15 protein-coding genes are annotated in these 20,043 nt (G+C 67.8%); 8 read left to right on the top strand and 7 right to left on the bottom strand.

The features are described from left to right. The first annotated feature begins 23 nt into the window (after window positions 1–23). The 3 genes from pssA to rimI are packed head-to-tail and all read left to right on the top strand — an operon-like array spanning window position 24 to window position 1,776. A complete protein-coding gene (pssA, locus tag AB9O74_RS09935) occupies window positions 24–803 on the top strand; it encodes a CDP-diacylglycerol--serine O-phosphatidyltransferase (protein ID WP_176991050.1) in 780 nt (259 codons plus the stop codon). Continuing rightward, window positions 800–1,282 (top strand): hypothetical protein, encoded by a 483-nt coding sequence (locus AB9O74_RS09930; RefSeq protein ID WP_369349192.1) that lies wholly within the window; start codon window positions 800–802, stop codon window positions 1,280–1,282. Before pssA ends, AB9O74_RS09930 begins: the two co-directional genes overlap by 4 nt. After that, entirely contained in the window at window positions 1,279–1,776 is a 498-nt protein-coding gene (rimI, locus tag AB9O74_RS09925; protein ID WP_176991052.1) for a ribosomal protein S18-alanine N-acetyltransferase, read from the top strand. Before AB9O74_RS09930 ends, rimI begins: the two co-directional genes overlap by 4 nt. Window positions 1,777–1,874: 98 nt before the next feature. Here the strand turns inward: rimI and AB9O74_RS09920 are convergent, their stop codons facing one another. The 5 genes from AB9O74_RS09920 to AB9O74_RS09900 all read right to left on the bottom strand — a co-directional run bounded on the left by AB9O74_RS09920 (window position 1,875) and on the right by AB9O74_RS09900 (window position 7,835). Continuing rightward, window positions 1,875–2,699, bottom strand: coding sequence for a DMT family transporter (locus AB9O74_RS09920; protein ID WP_369349191.1), 825 nt, complete (start codon window positions 2,697–2,699; stop codon window positions 1,875–1,877). 100 nt (window positions 2,700–2,799) lie between these two features. Then, window positions 2,800–5,568, bottom strand: a complete 2,769-nt coding sequence (locus AB9O74_RS09915; RefSeq protein WP_369349190.1) for a valine--tRNA ligase — start codon at window positions 5,566–5,568, stop codon at window positions 2,800–2,802. 43 nt (window positions 5,569–5,611) lie between these two features. Beyond that, window positions 5,612–5,800 carry a YqaE/Pmp3 family membrane protein gene (locus AB9O74_RS09910; protein WP_121042605.1) on the bottom strand — a complete coding sequence of 63 codons (189 nt, stop codon included), beginning with the start codon at window positions 5,798–5,800 and terminating at the stop codon, window positions 5,612–5,614. A 45-nt stretch (window positions 5,801–5,845) separates the two neighbouring features. Continuing rightward, window positions 5,846–6,271: a DNA polymerase III subunit chi gene (locus AB9O74_RS09905; protein WP_019182556.1), complete on the bottom strand. Its 426-nt coding sequence runs from the start codon at window positions 6,269–6,271 to the stop codon at window positions 5,846–5,848. An 85-nt stretch (window positions 6,272–6,356) separates the two neighbouring features. Next, window positions 6,357–7,835, bottom strand: coding sequence for a leucyl aminopeptidase (locus tag AB9O74_RS09900; RefSeq protein ID WP_369349189.1), 1,479 nt, complete (start codon window positions 7,833–7,835; stop codon window positions 6,357–6,359). A 104-nt stretch (window positions 7,836–7,939) separates the two neighbouring features. On the opposite strand from AB9O74_RS09900, the gene lptF reads away from it, so the two are divergent. Together lptF and lptG are read left to right on the top strand one after the other, a co-directional pair. Next, window positions 7,940–9,019, top strand: coding sequence for an LPS export ABC transporter permease LptF (gene lptF / locus AB9O74_RS09895; protein ID WP_176991057.1), 1,080 nt, complete (start codon window positions 7,940–7,942; stop codon window positions 9,017–9,019). Then, on the top strand, window positions 9,016–10,125 hold the full coding sequence (gene lptG, locus AB9O74_RS09890; RefSeq protein ID WP_369349188.1) for an LPS export ABC transporter permease LptG: 1,110 nt from the start codon (window positions 9,016–9,018) through the stop codon (window positions 10,123–10,125). Before lptF ends, lptG begins: the two co-directional genes overlap by 4 nt. 689 nt (window positions 10,126–10,814) lie before the next feature. On the opposite strand, the gene AB9O74_RS09885 is transcribed toward lptG, so the two are convergent. Further along, window positions 10,815–11,303, bottom strand: a complete 489-nt coding sequence (locus AB9O74_RS09885; protein WP_369349187.1) for an RDD family protein — start codon at window positions 11,301–11,303, stop codon at window positions 10,815–10,817. 59 nt (window positions 11,304–11,362) lie between these two features. Here AB9O74_RS09885 and xerD point away from each other — a divergent pair, with 59 nt between their 5' ends. Further along, a complete protein-coding gene (gene xerD / locus AB9O74_RS09880; RefSeq protein WP_176990448.1) occupies window positions 11,363–12,340 on the top strand; it encodes a site-specific tyrosine recombinase XerD in 978 nt (325 codons plus the stop codon). A gap of 104 nt (window positions 12,341–12,444) precedes the next feature. Next, window positions 12,445–13,224, top strand: a complete 780-nt coding sequence (locus AB9O74_RS09875) for a thioredoxin fold domain-containing protein (RefSeq protein ID WP_179460719.1) — start codon at window positions 12,445–12,447, stop codon at window positions 13,222–13,224. Window positions 13,225–13,340: 116 nt separating this feature from the next. Here the strand turns inward: AB9O74_RS09875 and AB9O74_RS09870 are convergent, their stop codons facing one another. Further along, window positions 13,341–15,449 carry a glycosyl hydrolase family 18 protein gene (locus AB9O74_RS09870; protein WP_369349186.1) on the bottom strand — a complete coding sequence of 703 codons (2,109 nt, stop codon included), beginning with the start codon at window positions 15,447–15,449 and terminating at the stop codon, window positions 13,341–13,343. 290 nt (window positions 15,450–15,739) lie between these two features. Here AB9O74_RS09870 and purL point away from each other — a divergent pair, with 290 nt between their 5' ends. Further along, window positions 15,740–19,624: a phosphoribosylformylglycinamidine synthase gene (gene purL, locus AB9O74_RS09865; protein ID WP_369349185.1), complete on the top strand. Its 3,885-nt coding sequence runs from the start codon at window positions 15,740–15,742 to the stop codon at window positions 19,622–19,624. The last annotated feature ends 419 nt before the right edge of the window (window positions 19,625–20,043 follow it).

Raw genomic sequence — 20,043 nt, 5'->3', positions numbered from 1 at the left:
TGCTGGCAAGCTAAACTGGCCCCATGGATCAACTGAAACCCCCGCCGCGCTCGCGCAGCATTTACCTGCTGCCCAACCTGTTCACCACCGCAGGCCTGTTCGCCGGCTTCTACGCGATCATCGCCGCGGCCAACGGCGATTTCGTCAATGCGGCCATCGCGGTGTTCGTCGCCGCGGTCATGGACGGCCTGGACGGCCGCGTGGCCCGGCTGACCGGCACCAGCAGCGAATTCGGCGTGCAGTACGACTCGCTGGCCGACCTGGTCAGCTTCGGCATGGCCCCGGCCCTGGTGATGTACCACTGGTCGCTGTCGTGGCTGAAGTTCGACGACCCGGTCCTCGGCCGTGTCGGCTGGGCGGTCGCCTTCCTGTACGCCGCCTGCGCCGCGCTGCGCCTGGCCCGCTTCAACACCCAGGTCACCGTGGTCGACAAGCGCTGGTTCATCGGCCTGGCCAGCCCCGCCGCCGCGGGCCTGATGATGTCCTTCGTCTGGGCCTTCGCCGATGGCAACCTCGGCTGGGACGGCAACCAGCTACGCTATGTCGCCCTCGGCGTGACCCTGGTGTCGGCCCTGCTGATGGTGAGCCGGATCCGCTTCTGGAGCTTCAAGGGCAGTGGCGAAAAGGGACCGCGCGCGGATCGTGTGCCGTTCCTGGCGCTGGCCCTGGTACCGATCGCCATCGCGATCATGGTCATCGATATGCCGCGCGTGCTGTTCGCGGTAGGCGTGGTGTATGCCTTGTCCGGCCCGTGTTACTGGGTGTGGCAGCGCACCCGCAAGACGGTCGAGCCGAACGCGTGAGCGGGCAGGCGCTGCCGCCATTGTGGTCGCCGGCGCAGCAGTCCTGGCTGCAGGCGATGGGCTATACGGTGTTCGTCGACGGCAGCGTCGAGCCGGAAGGCCTGGTTGTGCCGGAGATCGAGTTGCGTGCGGCCCCGGTTGCCGAGCCGCCGGCGCCGGTGCGTTCCCCGCGCCCGGCGCCGCCGGCGGACGCGCCGCCACCGGCACGGCGCAACGCCCCACGCACGGTAGAGGAACACGCACCGGCCAGTGCGTCGGCGGCCGCTCCGGCGCGCGCAGGTGGCGGCCGCCGCGCCGCGGTGCGGATGCCGGATCGCCTGCAGATCGCCCTGCTGCGCGCCTCCGGCTGCAACCCGGCCGAGCCGGACACCCAGGCCCTGATGGCCAGCTGGAACCTGGACGAACTGCGCAGCAATGCCGCCGCCAAGCGTGCGTTGTGGCCGCAGCTGCGCGCGCTGCGCAAGCGGGGCCGCCCGTGAGCGCGGTGAGCTCGCCGCGGCCGTTGTCGCTGCGCGCGCTGCGCGAAAGCGACCTCAATGCGGTGATGGCCATCGAGGTACGTGGTTATCCGTACCCGTGGACCCGCGGCATCTTCCAGGATTGCCTGCGTGCCGGCTATCCGGGCCTGGCGATGGAAGAAGATGGCCTGCTGATGGGCTACGGCCTGCTCAGCATCGCCGCCGATGAAGCGCATATCCTCAACATCTGCGTGGATCCGCTGTGCCAGTCGCGCGGCCATGGCCGTCATCTGTTGCGTGCGCTGGTGAAACTGGCGCGCGACCACGGTGCGCACCGCGTGTTCCTGGAAGTGCGGCCGTCCAATACCTCGGCAGTGGCGCTGTACCACAGCGAGGGGTTCAACGAGATCGGCCGCCGGCCGCGTTATTACCCCGCCCGCGAGGGGCGCGAGGATGCGCTGGTGATGGCGATCGAGCTGGTCGACGACGACATCCAGGTGATGCCGCCGCTCTGACGGCCCGATGTAGAGCCACCCCATGGGTGGCTGCGCCTGTCTCCGACAGCCACACCCCGTACGGGCCGGATCGAACAGCAGCCACCCATGGGGTGGCTCTACGTGATCCGCAGCACTACCGCGCCGAGTACGATCAGGCCGGCGGCGATCCAGCGCTGGCGGGTGACCCGTTCGTGCAGGATCCAGGCCGAGATCAGGATGCCGAACAGGATCGAGGTTTCGCGCAGCGCGGAGATCATCGCAACCGGCGCCACGGTCATGGCCCACAGCGCCAGGCCGTAGGAGATCAACGTCCCGAACCCGCCCACGATGCCGTAGCCCCAGTTGCGGCGCGCATAGTCACGCAGTGCGCCGGCGCGGGTGCACAGCGCCCACAGGGGCAGGGGCAGGCCGGAGAGCAGGAACAGCCACAGGGTGTAACTCACCGCGGCGCCCGAATGGCGCGCGCCCCAGGCATCGACCAGCGTATAGGTGGCGATGACCCCGGCATTGAGCAGTGGCAACCACGCGTGCTGCCGCGGGAGGCCGCGCGTCATGCACAGGATGCCCAGGCAGATCAGCGCGATGCCGGCCCATGCGATCCACACCAGGCGCTCGCCAAGGAACAGCGTGCTGACCAGGGCGACCAGGATCGGCGCGCAGCCGCGCATCAGCGGGTACGACGCGCTCATGTCGGTCAGCTGGTAGGTGCGGGCCACCAGCACGTAATACCCGACCTGGAGCAGGGTCGAGGCAGCCAGCCATGACCAGCTCTGCGCCGCGGGCGCGGGCAGGAAGGGCAGGCCGATCGCGGCGATCACCGCCGCCGAACCGGTGACCAGGATCGTGGTCAGCAGCGTGTCGGTGCCGCGTTTGACGATCGCGTTCCAGCTGGCGTGCAGCAGGGCGGCGAACAGCACGATGCAGAAGAGGGGCAGCGACATCGTGTCGGCGGTCATTCAATCCGTGGACGAACCCGCATCATGCCGCAGATGGGCAGGCATTTTGAAAGGCGGCCGACCGAGAGGTCGGCCGCCCATGCGCTTACAGCTTCGCGCGCTGCGAACGCAGACCCGCCAGCTGGGCGGTCCACTCGACTAGGCGCACGCGCTCCTGTTCGACCACCGCCGCCGGCACCTTGTCGGTGAACTTGGAGAGCTTGGTCTCGCTCTTGTCCTTTTCCGATTCCACCCGGGCGATTTCCTTGTCCAGGCGCGCGCGTTCGGCGCCCAGATCGACCAGGCCCTCCAGCGGCACCAGCAGGGTGAGATCGCCCACGATCGCGGCGGCGGCCGGCGGCGTGTCGCTGCCGTTGGCCAGCCACTCGATGCGCTCCAGCTTGAGCAGGAACGACAGCGAGGAGGTGAAGCGGGTCATGCGCGCGCGGTCATCGTCGTTGCCACCCTGCAGCAGCAGCGGCACCAGCTTGGACGGCGGCACGTTCAACTCGCTGCGCACGCGGCGCAGGGCGTTGACCATCGACTTCAGCCATTCCACATCGGCTTCGGCGCGGGCGAAATCACCGGCGAACTCCTCGGCGGTCGGGTACGGCCGCAGCGAAATGGTGTCGTCGGTGATGCCCAGGCGCGGGGCGACCTGCCGCCACAGCTGCTCGGTGACGAACGGGGTCAGCGGGTGCAGCAGGCGCAGCAGCGCTTCCAGCACGTACAGCAGGGTGTGGCGGGTGCTGTTGGCATCGTCGGCATCGGCGCCGTTGAGGGCCGGCTTGGTCAGTTCCAGGAACCAGTCGCAGAACTCGTTCCAGGCGAATTCGTACAGGCACTGCGCCAGCAGATCGAAGCGGTAGTTGGCGTAATGCGTCTGCGCTTCGGCCGAGACCGCCGCCAGGCGCGCGAGAATCCAGCGCTCGGCATCGGTGCGCGGCTGCGGCACGCCGGTGAAGCTGCTGCCCTCGGTGTTCATCAGGGTGAAGCGGCTGGCGTTCCACAGCTTGTTGCAGAAGTTCTTGTAGCCCTCGGCGCGGTTCATGTCGAACTTGATGTCGCGGCCGTGGGTGGCCAGCGCGGCAATGGTGAAGCGCAGCGCATCGGCACCGTGGGCGATGATGCCCTCGGGGAATTCGCGGCGCGTCGCCTTCTCGATCTTCGGCGCGTCCTTGGGCTTCATCAGGCCGGTGGTGCGCTTGGCGACCAGGTCTTCGATGGAGATGCCGTCGATGATGTCCAGCGGATCCAGCACGTTGCCCTTGGACTTGGACATCTTCTGGCCCTGCGCATCGCGGATCAGGCCGGTGATGTAGACGTCCTTGAACGGAATCTTCCCGGTGAAGCTGTCGGTGGCCATGATCATGCGGGCCACCCAGAAGAAGATGATGTCGAACCCGGTGATCAGCACCGACGACGGCAGGTAGCGCTCGAAACCGCGCGCGTCCATCGCCTGCTCGTTCGGCCAGCCCAGCGTGGAGAACGGCCACAGCTGCGAGGAGAACCAGGTCTCCAGCACGTCGCTGTCCTGGTGCAGGGCGACATCGGCGGCAAGGGTGTTCTTCGCGCGTGCTTCGGCTTCGTCGCGGCCCACATAGCAGTTGCCCGCGTCGTCGAACCACGCCGGGATACGGTGCCCCCACCACAGCTGGCGGCTGATGCACCAGTCCTGGATGTTCTCCATCCAGTGGCGGTAGGTGTTGATCCAGTTGGCCGGGACGAACTGGATGCTGCCGTTCTCGACCAGCTCCAGGCCGCGCTTGGCCAGCACGTCCATCTTCACGAACCACTGGTCGGTGAGGTACGGCTCGATCACCTGCTGGGTACGATCACCGCGCGGCACCTGCAGCTTGTGTGCCTTGGTCTCGACCAGGATGCCGAGGTCTTCCAGCTCGGCCAGGATCACCTTGCGCGCTTCGTAACGGTCCAGCCCGCGGTACTTCTCCGGCGCGTTGTCGTTGATCGCCGCTTCCGGGGTGAACAGGTTGATCATCGGCAGGTCATGGCGCAGGCCGACCTGGTAATCGTTGAAATCGTGCGCGGGGGTGACCTTGACCACGCCGGTACCGAACTCGCGGTCGACGTAATCATCGGCGATCACCGGGATCTCGCGGTCGGTCAGCGGCAGCTTGACCATTTTGCCGATCAGGTGCGCGTAACGCTCATCCTCCGGGTGGACCATCACCGCGGTGTCGCCCAGCATGGTTTCCGGGCGGGTGGTGGCCACGGTCAGGGTGCCGCTGCCGTCGGCCAGCGGGTAGCTGATCGACCACAGGAAGCCGTCTTCCTCCACGCTCTCCACTTCCAGATCGGAGATGGCGGTCTTCAGCACCGGATCCCAGTTGACCAGGCGCTGGCCACGGTAGATCAGGCCCTGCTCGTGCCAGCGCACGAAGGCCTCGACCACCGCTTCGGACGGCTGCGGGTCCATGGTGAAGGTGCTGCGCGACCAGTCGCTGGAGGTGCCCAGGCGGCGCATCTGGCGCTCGATGGTGTCACCGGACTGCGCCTTCCACTCCCACACCTTCTCGATGAAGCCGTCGCGGCCCAGCGAATCGCGGGTCTCGCCGGTGTTGGCCAGGGCCAGGTTGCGCGACACCACCATCTCGGTGGCGATGCCGGCGTGGTCGGTACCCACCTGCCACAACGTGTCGTAGCCGCGCATGCGGTGGTAGCGCACCAGCGCATCCATCAGGGTCTGCTGGAAGGCATGGCCCATGTGCAGCGTGCCGGTCACGTTCGGCGGCGGCAGCAGGATGGTGTACGGCTCGCCCTTGCCGGACGGCTTGAAATGGCCGGCCTTCTCCCACGCGTCGTACAACGCGGTTTCAAAGGTTTTCGGGTCGTAGCTGGAGGCGAGTTGGGTCATGCGGGAACCAGGATCGAATACGGAAGGTGGGGGTGCCGGAAGCTCAGCGCCCGAAGGCGCGGCGGATCTTCTGGTCGGTATGGAACTGCGAGACCGCGTAGGCGGCCCAGATCGCGGCGGGCAGCCAGCCGATCAGCGTGATCTGCAGGATCAGGCAGAGGATGCCTGCGATCGGGCGGCCGATGGTGAAGAAGGCGAACCAGGGAAAGATCAGGGCGATCAACAGGCGCATCAAGGGTCTCCGGGGTCGGCGGCGACCGGACGGGCGCCGCGCGGGTTACATGTCGTACTTGTTCAGGTCAAAGCCCAGCGCCTTGTACTGGCGCCAGCGCTCGCGCAGCGGTTCGCGCGCTTCCGGATCGGCCGGGACCACTTCCAGCACGCGGTCGCAGGCGGCCAGGTAGGGGTCGTCGCGCAGGTTGATCACCAGCGGCCGGGCCGGGGCCTCGGTGCCGGGAACGGCGATCAGCACCAGCGCTTCTTCCTCATCCATGTCTTCGCCGGCGATCTGGTGCGGGATGTAGGCATCGTTGTCGAACGCCCACAGCAGCTCGTCCAGCTCCTCGGCCTGGGCCTGGTCGCGCGCCAGCACGAGGGTGAACAGCCCGGCGTCGTTGGCCTTGCGGGCCAGTTCGCAGACCAGGCGCAACGGCTCGGTCAGGAAGCGGGGCTTGGCGATCAGGTAGAAATCAGCACGGGACATGGCAGGGCCTGGAGCGGAGGGGGAACCCGGCGCCAGGCCGGGCGGGATCGCGGCCACCGCAGGGCGGCCGCGATCGGGCAGGGCATCAGGCGCGGGCGACCTGGTCCAGCAGCCACTGGCTCAGCAGGCCGACCGGGCGACCGGTGGCCATGCCGCGCTTGCCTTCGTCGCTGGCCACGCCGGCGATGTCCAGATGGGCCCAGCGCTGGCCCTCGGCGAAGCGCGACAGGAAGCAGCCCGCGGTGATCGCACCGGCCCAGCGGCCGCCGATGTTGTAGATGTCGGCGAAGCTGGAATCCAGCATCGGCTGGTATTCGTCCCACAGCGGCAGGCGCCAGGCGCGGTCGAACACGTGCTCACCGGCGGCCAGCAGCTCGTTGGCCAGGTCGTCGTGCTTGGTCATCAAGCCGGCGGTCTGGTGGCCCAGCGCGACCAGGCAGGCACCGGTCAGGGTAGCCACGTCGACCAGCGCGGCCGGCTCGAAGCGCTGCGCGTAGGTCAGCGCGTCGCACAGGATCAGGCGGCCTTCGGCGTCGGTATTGCCCACTTCGATGGTCTTGCCCGACATCGAGGTGATCACGTCCGACGGGCGGTAGGCGTTGCCGTCGATGGCGTTCTCGACCGCCGGCACCACCACCACCAGGTTCAGCGGCAGCTTGGCCGTCACGGCCGCGACGAAGGTGCCGATGACGTTGGCGCCACCGCACATGTCGTACTTCATCTCTTCGATGCCGCCCTGGGTCTTCAGGTTGACGCCACCGGTATCGAAGGTGATGCCCTTGCCGACCAGCACGTAGGGCTTGGCGTCGCCGCCGTTGCTCCACTTCAGCACGACCAGGTGCGGGCGGTTGGCCGAGCCGCGGGCCACGGCCAGCAGCGAGCCCATGCCCAGCGCTTCCATCTGCTGCTCGTCCAGGATCTCCGCCTCGGCGCCGTCATGGGCCTGGGCGAACGCGACCGAGGACTCGGCCAGGTAGGCCGGGGTGCAGACGTTCGGCGGCAGGTTGCCCAGCTCGCGGGCGTACTGCACGCCGGCGGCGATGGCCTGGCCCTGGGCCAGCGCCTGGGTGTCGGTGCCGGCGACGGCCAGCGTGGTCAGCCCCGGCTCGTCGGCCTTCTTCTTGCCCAGCGTGGCGCTGTAGCGGTAGGCGGCGTGGTCGGCGGTGATGATGGCCTGGCGGATGTTCCAGGCGGCATCGCGGCCCTTGACCTCGATCTCGGTCAGGGTGAACAGCGCGTGGCGGTTGACCCCGCTCTTCAGGGCGCGGCTGGCATCGCCGACCGCCTTGAGGTACTGCGGCACGCCGAATTTGGCCGGCTCGCCCAGCCCGACCACCAGCACGCGTGCGGCGGTGACGCCGGGCAGATCGTGCAGCAGGGTCGTGTTGCCGGTCTTGCCGCCCACGTCGCCGCGGGCGATCAGGGCCGACAGGCGGCCACCGGACGCGGTGTCCAGGGCCTGCGCCGCCGGGCTCAGGGTCTGGTCGGCATAGGCGCCGACGATGACGCAATCGCACTCGGCCGAGGCCGGCGCTGCGTGGTTCAGGGTGAATTCCAGGGCCATTGATCAGATTCCGTTGGCAAATCCGTACAATCGCGAGCTGTTTACGTCCCGTCAGTAGACTGGGCAGCACCGCGAACGAATCCGAGAGTTTAAACCACCGCCCCATGTCGAAGCTCGATCGCTATCTCCTGCGTGATTTCGTCCAGAGTTTCCTGGCCACCCTGATCGTGTTGCTGGTGGTGAGCGTCGGTGGTGTCCTGGTGGACATCCTCGGCAACATCGCCGACGGCCGCCTGCCTGCCCGCCTGCTGTTCTCACAGCTGGGCCTGCAGTTCATCGTCTATATGCCGCTGATCCTGCCGCTGGCGCTGATGCTGGGCCTGCTGCTGGCCACGGCCCGGCTCTACCGGGACTCGGAAATGGCGGTCATCACCGCCATTGGCGTCGGCCCCAGGCGCCTGCTGCGTCCCCTGCTGATGCTGGTGGTGCCGGTGGTCGGGCTGATCGCCCTGTGCTCGCTGTGGCTGGGCCCCTGGGCCGACCGCACCGGCGAGACCATGATCGACGAGGCCAACCGCAGCGTGGTCATGGCCGGGCTGGAGGCGGGCAAATTCACGCCGCTGCCCAATGGCGGCGTGGTCTACCTGTCCTCGGTCTCCCCGGACGGCACCCAGTTGGGCAAGGTCTTCATGCAGCGCCAGAAGGAGGACCGCATCGAGGTGATCTCCGCCGATCACGGCCGGATGTACTTCGAGGGCGCCAAGCAGCGCTACTTGGAGCTGGATGAGGGCCACCAGGTCGAAGGCCCGGCCAACGGCGCGCTGGACTACAAGCTGATGACCTTCGCCCGCAACGACGTGGCGATGCCCGACGGCGCCGAGACCCGCAAGGACGACGACCCCGAGCTGCTGCGGACCACGCAGCTGTTCGGCGATGAGCGCCCCGAGGCGCAGGCGCAGCTGCACTCGCGCATCGCCCCGCCGCTGATCGCACTGGCTTTCGCCCTGATGACCCTGCCACTGGCCCGCAGTTCGCCGCGCCAGCAGCGCTACGGCCGGATGATGCTGGCCTTCCTGGCCTACATGGTGGGCATGAACCTGATGTTCATCGGCACCCGCTGGATCGCCGATGGCAAGATTCCCGGCATCGCGGGCCTGTGGTGGCTGACCCTGCCGCTGCTGGGCCTCGCCCTGTGGATGTATTTCCGCGACGGCAAACTGTCGCGCCCCCGGAGGACCGCATGAACGTGTTGCGCCCCATGCGGTTCGATCTGTACCTGGGCCGTGCCGTGTTCGGCACCGTCCTGTTGACCTGGGCCGTGCTGGTCGGCCTGGATGTGGTGATGGCCTTCTCCGGCGAGTTCAAGGACGTCGGCAAGGGCAGCTATACGCTCGGCCACGCCGCCGCCTGGGTGCTCTACACCGTGCCGCGCCGTGCCTATACCTTCTTCCCGACCGCCGCCGTGATCGGCGCGCTGATGGGGTTGGGCCAGCTGGCCGCCACCTCCGAGCTCACCGCACTGCGCGCGCTGGGCCTGTCGCGCAAGCGCTTGAGCGTCTCGGTGGCGATCGCACTGTCGCTGATGACCGCGGTGATGGTGTTCAGCGGCGAAACGCTGGGCCCGTGGGGTCAGAGCAAGGCGGACGAGATCAAGGCCAGTGCGAAGTGGGGCAGCAGCCTCAGTGCGGCCCGCTATTCGGGCGTGTGGGCGCGCGAAGGCGACACCTTCCTCAATGCCCAGAGCGGCGATGAGCAGTTGCAGGCCGGCGGCGGTACGCGCCTGATCCTGCACGATGTGCGTCTGTACAAGATCGCCGAGGACGGCCGCCTGGCCTCGTTGACGTATGCGACCACCGCCGAGCATGGTGCCGACGGCTGGGTGTTGAACAAGGTGCGCCGCGATACGTTCGGTGAGCGTTCCGCCACCCGCCAGACGGTCGAGTCCGAGCCGTGGAATTCACGCTTGGACGCGGCGGCGCTGGCGAGCGGCATTTCCAAGCCGCGCAACCTGACGGCGATGGATCTGCGCACCAGCATCGAGTACCGCAAGCGCAATGGGCTGGATGCGCGCGATTACGAGGATGTTTACTGGAGCCGCTGGTTCTATCCGATCAATGTGCTGGCGCTGTGCCTGGCGGCGGTGCCGTTCGCGTTCGGTTCGCTGCGCAGCGGTGGGATGGGCAAGCGCTTGTTCCTGGGCATTCTGTTCGCGCTGGGCTTCTGGCTGCTGCAGTTGTTCTTCGGCCGCATGGCCGGTGCGCTGAAGTTCGATTATCGGATTGCGTATGCGTTGCCGCCGGTCGTGATGATGGTGGTATCCGGGTTGTTGTTCCGGCGAAAGTCGGGCTGATTCCCCTGCTGGAGCGCCAGGCATCAGACGCCAGACGCCAACGCCAAACGCCAAACGCTGGAACAGCCAAAGGCCAAAGGCCGAAGCCAGAGCGGCCACCATGTTCTCTCAGGCTAGGCGCGACGGGCTCGCCATTCCGGGACCCGCCGCAAGTACGTCCATGTAGGCTCGTGTGCTGCCATCCATGGCAGCACACGGTCCCGGCCTGGCAATCCCGCCGCGCCTCCGACAGTGTGCTGGTTGGGGAGGGGAGAGCAGCCGGGCATGGCCCGGCTCTACCCGTTCTGATGGATTGGCGAAGTGCCGGTGTTCGTGTTCAATCTTGGCGACTGAGCGACTGAGCGACTGAGCAGTTGATCGACTAAGGGATTGATCGATTGAGCGAAGGTTCGACTGCGCGATGGAGGTTGCGCTCCTGAAGGCGTCTCGATCGCGAGAGCCGGTATTCAGTGCGAAACGTCAGCCAAGCAAAAAATCCGCTTTCACCCACCGCACTTCGCAATCTGTCAATGCGGAGAGGCGCAGCCCATTTCAGGACCGTAGTGCGCCATGGATGGCGCACTACGAGCCTACAGGGACGTACTTGCGGCGGGTCCAGAAATGGGTTGCGCCTCTCCGCAAACACAGAGAAAACAGAGACGCTGCCGTTTTGCGTTTTGCGTTTTGCGCTTTGCGGTTGGCAGTTGCCTTCAACGCTTCGGCAGCCGAACAACCCGCGTCCCGCTGGCCCGGTCATGCCAGGTCAACCGCTGTCGATCCACCAGCGCCCACCAGAACCCCAGGCCGGCCGCCAACACCGACAGCGAGCCCACCGCATACCGCAGCCACAACTGCCTGCGCGTCGGCACCGTGCCGTCCAGCGATACCACCTGCAACCGCCACGGCCGCATCCCCAGCGTCTGCCCACCGCGACGCCAACTCATCGTCGCGTATACCCCCGTCACGCCCCAGCAGCACGCCCACAGCGCCCACTGCCACGCACTGAACGGCGCGATGTTCTCGCGCTCCGCATGGCCGCTCAACGTATAGACCGCCACGAACAGCGCGCCCAACAGCATCCACAGCGCCAGCGCCGGGAAGACGTCGTACAGGAGCGACAGCAGGCGCCACAGCAGCAACGACGCAGGACGATCAGCGGCAGTGGACGACAGCGGGGCATCGGTCATGTCCCGGAGCATACCCGGCCCGCCGCTCACGTTCGATGGCCCCCGATCATTCCGCTCCGTATGCTGTCCGCATGTCCGACGCCACCACCCCCGCACTGCGCCGCCAGCTCGTGCAGCACCTGCCCGAGCTGCGCGACGACGACAACGTCCGCATCCAGCGCTTCCTCGACACCGCCTGGGCCGAACACGGCCTTGCGCGCGCCAGCCTGGACAGCTATCGGCGCGATCTCGAAGGCCTCGCGCGCTGGCGTGATGGCGCCGCAGGGGGACTGGCCGGCCTCGACCGCGCCGGGCTGTTCGACTACCTCGCCTGGCGCTCCCGTCATGGCTGGTCGCCGCGCAGCAATGCCCGCCTGCTCTCCGCCCTGCGGGCGTTCTTCGCCGATGCCGTCCGCCGCGGCGAACGCAGCGACGACCCCAGCGCGCTGCTCGATCCGCCCAAGCTGCCCCGCCTGCTGCCCAAGGCGCTCGCCGAAAGCCAGATCGACGCACTGTTGGCCAGCCCCGACATCGACACGCCGCTCGGCCTGCGCGACCGCGCCATGCTCGAGCTCATGTATGCCGCCGGCCTGCGCGTCAGTGAGCTGGTCAACCTGCCGGCCAATGCCGTCAACCTGCGCCAGGGCGTGCTGCGCGTCACCGGCAAAGGCAGCAAGGAACGCCTGGTCCCGCTCGGCGAAGAATCCCAGCACTGGCTCGAACGTTACCTGGCCGAATCGCGCCCCCGGCTCACCGGCAAACGCAACGTGCCCACCCCGCAGGACGGCGCCGTGCCGATGTTCCTGGAGCCCTCCCTGCATCCGGTCAGCCGCCAGCAGTTCTGGGGCTTGGTGAAGAAGTACGCGGTGCTGGCCGGGATCGACCCGGCCCGTATCAGCCCGCACGGCCTGCGCCACAGCTTCGCCACGCACCTGCTCAACCGGGGCGCAGATCTGCGTGCCCTGCAGATGCTGCTGGGCCACAGCTCCCTGTCCACCACGCAGATCTACACACTGGTCGCGCGCGAGCACCTGCAGAAACTGCACGCCAAGCACCACCCGCGCGGCTGATACCGCGCCGGACAGGGGCGCGCGCCGCCGTTCCACTGCGGTCCAGCTGCGGGGGCAGGCAGCTGTGCGAGAATCCAGTCTGACTCCTTACACCGGAATGCTCGATGCTCCGTGTTGCCATTGCGGCGCTCTTCGGCGCGCTCAGCCTGACTGCCTGCGCGCAGCAACCGTCCGCTCCGGCGGCCAAGACCACGGCCGCTGCTCCGGCCGCTGCCGGCGATGCCGACCAGCGCGTGCGCACCGCGCTCCAGCAGCTGGACCCGACCTTCAAGCCCGATTTCATCGGTGCGGCGCCATTTGCCGGGTTCCGCGAAGTGCTGGTCGGCGGCCAGGTGCTGTACGTCTCCGATGACGGCCGCTATCTGATGCAGTCCCAGCCGTACGACATCCAGAACAAGGGGCCGGTCAGCAGCCAGGGCCTGCTCACCTACCGGCGCAAGCTGCTCGACGGCGTGCCCACCAACGAGCGCATCGTGTTCGCCGCGCCGAACGCCAAGTACACCGTCAGCGTCTTCACCGACATCGAGTGCGGGTACTGCCGCAAGCTGCACCAGGACATCGCCGAGCTCAACCGCAACGGCATCACCGTGGAATACCTGGCGTTCCCGCGCATGGGCCTGGGCAGCCAGGACTACACCGACATGATCTCGGTCTGGTGCGCGGCCGACCGCAAGCAGGCCCTGACCGCGGCCAAGACCGGCAAGGCCGTCACCCCGAAGAACTGCACCAACCCGGTGGCGATGCAGTACAAGCTCGGCCAGCAGATGGGCGTCAACGGTACCCCGGCGATCTTCGCCGCCGACGGCACCCAGCTCGGTGGCTACCTGCCGCCGGCCCAGCTCAAGGCGGCGCTGGAGCGCGTCTCGGCAGGCGGCAGCCGCTGAAAACAACACGCCCCGGCCAGGCCGGGGCGTGTTCTTCACTGAGCGGGGTGATGCTTCGCTCGATCAGCCGGGCCGCGCCCTGCTCGATCAGTCAGGCGCCGTCCCGCGCTACGGTGTTACTTCAGGCCATCACTGATCGCCTTGGTCAGCGTGCCCTGCGCATCATCGCCGCTGAACTCCCAGAAGAACGCACCGCCGAGGCCCTGCGTTTTCACGTAGCCCATCTTCTCGGTGACCATGGCCGGCGTGTCCACGCTCCAGAAGGTGGTGCCGTTGGATATCCACGTGGCCTTGGCGACGCTGTCGGTGTAGACCGGCCAGTTGAGGGTCTTGAGCACCTTCCAGTCTTCGATGCCGGCCTCGTACGTGCCCGGTGCCGCGCCGCTGGCGCTCTTGTAGAGCCCGTTGTTGCCGGCGGCCACACCGGTCCAGCCACGGCCGTAGTAGCCGATGCCCAGGTTCAACTTGCTGGTCGGCACCCCGCGGCTGAGGAAGGCCTCCATCGCATCATTGCTGTTGTAGAACTTCTGGTCGCCGGTGGAGGGATCGGCCGGTGAATCGAACAGGGCCGAGTGGTGATTGGTCTGCGGATCCCACGCGCCGTGGAAGTCGTAGGTCATCACGTTGATGAAATCCAGGTACGGGTGGTAGCTGGCCGGATCGGTCACGCGGATCTTGTCCACGCCTGCGCCCACGGCCACCGTCAGCAGCAGGCCCGGCCGCACCGCATCGAGCTGGCGGCGGAATTCGGCCAGCAGCGCGGTGAAGTTGGCATTGTCGGCTGGCGTGCCGCAGCTCAGCCCGCAGGCCACCGGGTACTCCCAGTCGATGTCGATGCCGTCGAACACGCCGAGCGCCGCACCCGCGCCGCCCGCACCATCGGCGACCGGCAGGTTGCCCTTGATGTAGGCATCGATGCACGAGGCCACGAACGCCTGCCGGTTGGCCGGCTGCGCCGCGCTGGAGAACCCGCGCGACCAGGTCCAGCCGCCGAGCGAGATCAGTACTTTGATGTTCGGGTGCTTGGCCTTGAGCTGCTTGAGCTGGTTCCAGTTGCCGCGCAGCGGCTGGTCCCAGGTATCGCCGACCCCGCTCACGCTGGCGCCGGCGGCAAACGACTTGCCGTAGTCGGCATACGCATCGCCGCCCACGCCGGTGTTCGGGTCGGAGGCCTGGGTCACGCCCACTTCGCAGCGGTTGTTGCGCACGTTGCCGAAGGCGTAGTTGATGTGGGTCAGTTTCGCCGCCGATCCACTGGTGTCGATGTTCTTCACCTGGTAGTTGCGGCCATAGATGCCCCACTGGGTGAAGTAACCGATCACCCGCTTGGTGCCGCCACCGCCACCGCCAGCGGCCGTGGTCACGCTGATCGAACCACTCTGCGCCGAGGCGTTGCCCGCGTTGTCGCGTGCCCGCACGGTGTAGGTGTAGGCGGTGCTCGCGCTGAGTCCGCCATCGGTGTACTGGGTCGCACCGGGCGAGCCGACCAGGCTGCCGTTGCGGTACACGTCGTAGCCGGCCACGCCGCTGCCGCCGCTGTTGTCGGTGGCCGCATTCCAGGCCAGGTTCACCGTGGTGGCGGTCTTCGCGGGCGAGGCCAGCCCGCCCGGGACGCTGGGCGGCGTGATGTCGTTGCTGGCGGCGGTGACGGTCACGTTGACCGTGGCCGAGGATGTCACCGCGTTGTTGTTGTCGGTCGCCACCGCCTTGAAGGTGTGGCTGCCGGCCGCGGCGTTGCTCCAGACCACGCTGTAGGGCGCGCTGGTGTCGATGCCCAGCGAGGTGCCGCCGCGGAAGAACTCGACCTTGCTGACGCTGCCGTCGGCGTCGCTGGCCGTGGCGCTGACCGTGATGCTGCTGCCGGCGCTGAAGCTGGCCCCGGCGGCCGGGGAGGTCAGCGTGACGCTCGGCGGCTGGTTGCTGCCGCTGCCGTCGCAGGCGCCAAGGTTGGAGTAGTAGGGCGCGCCGGCCGGGTGGTCGGGCGGGGCGTTCCAGATGTCCTGGTTGGCGCGGTACAGCACGCCCCCCTTCTGCAGGGTCTGGCCGGCCAGATAGATGGCCGCGCCGTTCCATTCGGGGGCCCCGGTACAGTTCGCCGCCTGGACCAGCGTGGGCGTGCCCGCGGCCGCGGCCAAGGCCAGGGCGAGCAGCCAGCGGGGTCGGCGGAGGAGGGTGGCGGGGGAGGAAAACGATGTCACTGCACGGCGCGCAATCGGGTCTGGCATGGTCGGTCTCCGATCAGGTGGGCGCATGCCGCCGGGATGGCGGCATGCGTGCAGCAGTTCCGGACGCCGGTGAGAGAGGCCGGCAACGACATGGGGGACGGACGGCACCTGGCCGCAGGCCAGGTGGTGATAACGTTGTCATGTAATCCGGGTGCAATCCGTGAACCAGTGCATGGTTCTGGCGTGAACGAGGTTGGCCCCGGCCTTGGCCGGTCGATCCCCCGGGCCGGGCCGTGGCGGCCGACTTGGGTACAATAGTGGGCCCCGTTCCCAACCACGGTTCCCCGGACATGATGGTCCTCGAGGGCGCATCCGCCCTTTCGCCGTTCCGCCGCGAACGTCTTGAATCCCGCCTGCAGTCCCTGGCCGCCGATCTGCGCATCACCGGTGCCTGGCATGTCTACTTCATCCAGACCGAGGGCGATGCGGCCCCGGACCCGGCGATCCTGAGCCGGATCCTGGAAGCCCAGCCGGCGCTGGCCGGGCGTGAGGACGGGGCGGTATCGCGCTTCGTGGTGCCGCGGTTGGGCACGCTGTCGCCGTGGTCGAGCAAGGCGACCGAGCTGGTCCGCGGTGCCGGGCAGCCGATCCGCCGGGTCGAACGTGGCCTGCGCATCGACCTGGCCGGCTGGCCGGCCGATGCCGCCGCGCAGGAAGCGGTGATCCGCGCGCTGCACGACCCGATGACCCAGTCCGTGCTGGCCGAGACCACGCAGGCCCAGGCGCTGTTCAGCGCCCCGGCGCGCGGCGAGCTGGAGCGGATCGCACTGGATGACCTGGAAGCGGCCAACAACCGCCTCGGCCTGGCCATGGCCCAGGACGAGATCGACTACCTGCGCCAGCGCTTCGGCGACCTGGGCCGCAAGCCGTCGGACGTGGAACTGATGATGTTCGCGCAGGCCAACTCCGAGCACTGCCGGCACAAGATCTTCAATGCCAGCTGGACCATCGACGGCGCCGACCAGTCGCACTCGCTGTTCCGGATGATCAAGAACACCCACCAGCAGACCCCGCAGCACACGTTGAGCGCCTACAGCGACAACGCCGCGGTGGTTGCCGGCTTCCCGGCCGCCCGTTATCGCCCGGACCCGGCCACCGGCCAGTACCGCAGCGAGGCCGTGGTCGATTCGGCGTTCTGCATCAAGGTGGAAACGCATAACCACCCGACCGCGATCGCGCCGTTCCCCGGCGCGGCCACCGGCGCGGGCGGTGAGATCCGCGATGAAGGCGCCACCGGCCGCGGCGGCAAGCCCAAGGCCGGCCTGACCGGTTTCTCGGTCTCGCACCTGCGCATCCCGACCCTGCCGCAGCCGTGGGAAGCGCCGCGCGCGCTCAACCCGCGCATGGCACCGGCGCTGGACATCATGCTGGACGGCCCGCTCGGCGGCGCCGCCTTCAACAACGAGTTCGGCCGCCCGAACCTGCTCGGCTACTTCCGCAGCTTCGAACTGCCCGAAGGCGAGGGCCTGACCCGCGCCTACGACAAGCCGATCATGCTGGCCGGTGGCCTGGGCGCGATCGACCAGAACCAGGTCGAGAAGCTGCGCCTGCAGCCCGGCGATGCGGTGATCGTGCTCGGTGGCCCGGCGATGCTGATCGGCCTCGGCGGGGGGGCGGCCAGCTCGGTGGCCTCCGGTGAAAGCGCCGAAGACCTCGATTTCGCCAGCGTCCAGCGCGACAACCCGGAAATGGAGCGTCGCTGCCAGGAAGTGATCGACCGCTGCGTCGCGCTCGGCCTGGACAACCCGATCCGCTGGTTCCATGACGTCGGCGCGGGTGGCCTGTCCAACGCGATTCCGGAGTTGCTGCATGACTCCGGCGTGGGTGGCGTGATCGATCTGGGCAAGGTGCCCGCCGATGACCCGTCGCTGTCGCCGATGCAGCTGTGGTGCAACGAATCGCAGGAACGTTACGTGCTCGGTGTGCCGCAGGCGCGCCTGGCCGAGTTCGCCGCGCTGTGCGCGCGCGAGCGTTGCCCGTTCGCCGCGGTCGGTGTCGCGACCGCCGAAGAGCGTCTGGTCGTGGCCTATGGCGCGACCGTGGGCAACACCCCGGCCGATGCCCCGATCGATCTGCCGATGGACGTGCTGTTCGGCAAGGCGCCGAAGATGCACCGCGACACCGTGCACCCGGCTGCACCGCGATGGCCGGCGCTGAAGACCGCCGGGCTGGACCTGCACGAGGCCGGCCTGCGCGTGCTTGCGCATCCGTCGGTGGCCTCGAAGAACTTCCTGGTCACCATCGGTGACCGCAGCGTCGGTGGCCTGACCGCACGCGAGCAGATGATCGGCCCGTGGCAGCTGCCGCTGGCCAACGTCGCCATCACCCTGGTCGGTTTCGATACCGTCGCCGGTGAAGCGATGGCGATCGGTGAGCGCACCCCGCTGGCCCTGCTGGATGCGGCCGCCTCGGCGCGCATGGCGGTCGGTGAAGCGATCACCAACCTGTGCGCGGCCCCGGTCGATGCGCTGGAAACGGTGAAGCTGTCGGCCAACTGGATGGCCGCGGCAGGTCACCACGGCGAAGACGCGCTGCTGTATGACGCAGTGCGTGCGGTCGGCATGGAACTGTGCCCGCAGCTGGACCTGAGCATTCCGGTCGGCAAGGACTCCCTGTCCATGCAGGCGCAGTGGCAGGCCGACGGCCAGGCGCACAAGTCGGTATCGCCGGTGTCGCTGGTGATCTCGGCCTTCGCGCCGGTTGCCGATGCGACCGGCCAGCTGACCCCGCTGCTCGACCGCGATGCCGACAGCGAACTGTGGCTGATCGGCCTGGGGGCTGGCAAACAGCGCCTGGGCGGCTCGATCCTGGCCCAGGTGCACGCCGACCATTCCGCACTGCCGGCCTTTGCCGGTGCCGTGCCGGACCTGGACGATGCGCAGCGCCTGCGTGCCTTCTTCGAGCTGATCCGCGACGCGCGCCAGGCCGGCCTGCTGCTGGCCTACCATGACCGCAGCGACGGCGGCGCGTTCGCCGCGCTGTGCGAGATGGCCTTCGCTTCGCGTCTCGGCCTGGACATCACCCTCGATGCCTGGGGCGATGATCCGTTCCGCAGCCTGTTCAATGAAGAGCTGGGTGCGGTGGTGCAGATCGCCAAGGAAGACCGCGCGGCGTTCGCCGATCTGGTCGAGCGTCATGCCCTGACCGAATGCGCGCAGCGCATCGCGCGCCCGACCACCGCCCCGGTGGTGCGCGTCTCGCTGCAGGGCGACAGCTTGGTCGAGTGGCGCTGGGAAGCGCTGTTCGATGCCTGGTGGTCGGTCACCCACGCGATGCAGAAGCTGCGCGACAACCCGGACAACGCCGACCAGGAGCGTGCGATCGCGCGCAACTTCAACGCGCCGGGCCTGAAGCCCAAGCTGACCTTCGATATCAGCGAAGACGTGGCGATGCCCTTCATCAACACCGGCGCGCGTCCGCGCGTGGCGGTGCTGCGCGAGCAGGGCGTCAATGGCCAGATCGAAATGGCGAACGTCTTCGAACGTGCCGGCTTCAGTTCGTTCGATGTGCACATGAGCGACCTGATCGAAGGCCGCGTCGCGCTGTCCGATTTCACCGGCCTGGTGGCCTGTGGCGGCTTCAGTTACGGCGATGTGCTCGGTGCCGGCCGCGGCTGGGCCACCTCGGTGCTGGAGCGCAGCGCGCTGCGCGATGCCTTCGCGGCGTTCTTCGCCCGCGAGGACAGCTTCGCCCTGGGCGTGTGCAACGGCTGCCAGATGATGAGCCAGCTCAAGGACATCATTCCCGGTGCCGGGCACTGGCCGCAGTTCCGCCGCAACCGCAGCGAGCAGTTCGAAGCGCGCACCGCGTTGCTGGAAGTGGTGGAATCGCCGTCGATCCTGCTGCGCGGCATGGCCGGCTCGCGCCTGCCGGTCGCGGTGGCGCACGGCGAGGGCCAGGCCGTCTTCGCCAATGCGGTCGATCAGGCCGCGGCGCGCGTGTCGCTGCGTTACATCGATGGCGATGGCAACGTGGCCACCCAGTACCCGCTGAATCCGAACGGCTCGCCCGACGGCATCACCGGCCTGACGACGACCGATGGCCGCACCACGATCATGATGCCGCATCCGGAACGCACCCCGCGTGCGATCAACCACAGCTGGCATCCGGACGACTGGAACGGCGATTCGCCGTGGCTGCGGATGTTCCGCAACGCAAGAGTATGGTGCGGCTGATACTGCGCAGCGCATCGAATGCGATGCGGTGAAAGTCGCGTGAAGAAACCGCCGGCCTGTCCGGCGGTTTTCTTTTGCATGGCCGACAATCTGATCGACAGCAATGAGTTACATCGCGTTACAGCGTGAAAACGCGTTATGGCGATTGCTCACATACATCTAACAAAATCAGGCAATAACACGTCGTTTCTGTGACGCAATTCGCGGTCATATGAATTTCAATGTCAAAGTCTTGACGTTGTTCAAACTGTACGTTAACACTGCATCCTCATTTCGACAGCGTTCAGTTCCGCAGTAAGCGCATGGATGGCGTGCACGCTGTAGGTATCTGCCAGCCATTGCGCACAACGCAGTAAATCAAGCGAAAAAACGCCCCCAGGGGACGTTGGACCACGCGGTCCGGCGTTGGCGTCGCTTTG

Origin of the sequence: Stenotrophomonas sp. JAG2 (assembly GCF_041080745.1) — a bacterium.
Classification (GTDB): Bacteria; Pseudomonadota; Gammaproteobacteria; order Xanthomonadales; family Xanthomonadaceae; genus Stenotrophomonas; species Stenotrophomonas maltophilia_AA.
Note: the sequence above shows the minus strand (reverse complement) of the source record. Positions and strands in the feature narration are given on the sequence as shown.

Coding starts and splice junctions, on each gene's coding strand:
- AB9O74_RS09915 (WP_369349190.1), bottom strand. CDS start 5,568: ATGACCCAACTCGCCTCCAGCTACGACCCGAAAACCTTTGAAACCGCG.
- AB9O74_RS09900 (WP_369349189.1), bottom strand. CDS start 7,835: ATGGCCCTGGAATTCACCCTGAACCACGCAGCGCCGGCCTCGGCCGAG.
- AB9O74_RS09875 (WP_179460719.1), top strand. CDS start 12,445: ATGCTCCGTGTTGCCATTGCGGCGCTCTTCGGCGCGCTCAGCCTGACT.
- AB9O74_RS09905 (WP_019182556.1), bottom strand. CDS start 6,271: ATGTCCCGTGCTGATTTCTACCTGATCGCCAAGCCCCGCTTCCTGACC.
- lptF (WP_176991057.1), top strand. CDS start 7,940: ATGTCGAAGCTCGATCGCTATCTCCTGCGTGATTTCGTCCAGAGTTTC.
- AB9O74_RS09910 (WP_121042605.1), bottom strand. CDS start 5,800: ATGCGCCTGTTGATCGCCCTGATCTTTCCCTGGTTCGCCTTCTTCACC.
- AB9O74_RS09870 (WP_369349186.1), bottom strand. CDS start 15,449: ATGCCAGACCCGATTGCGCGCCGTGCAGTGACATCGTTTTCCTCCCCC.
- pssA (WP_176991050.1), top strand. CDS start 24: ATGGATCAACTGAAACCCCCGCCGCGCTCGCGCAGCATTTACCTGCTG.
- AB9O74_RS09885 (WP_369349187.1), bottom strand. CDS start 11,303: ATGCTCCGGGACATGACCGATGCCCCGCTGTCGTCCACTGCCGCTGAT.
- xerD (WP_176990448.1), top strand. CDS start 11,363: ATGTCCGACGCCACCACCCCCGCACTGCGCCGCCAGCTCGTGCAGCAC.
- lptG (WP_369349188.1), top strand. CDS start 9,016: ATGAACGTGTTGCGCCCCATGCGGTTCGATCTGTACCTGGGCCGTGCC.
- purL (WP_369349185.1), top strand. CDS start 15,740: ATGATGGTCCTCGAGGGCGCATCCGCCCTTTCGCCGTTCCGCCGCGAA.
- AB9O74_RS09920 (WP_369349191.1), bottom strand. CDS start 2,699: ATGTCGCTGCCCCTCTTCTGCATCGTGCTGTTCGCCGCCCTGCTGCAC.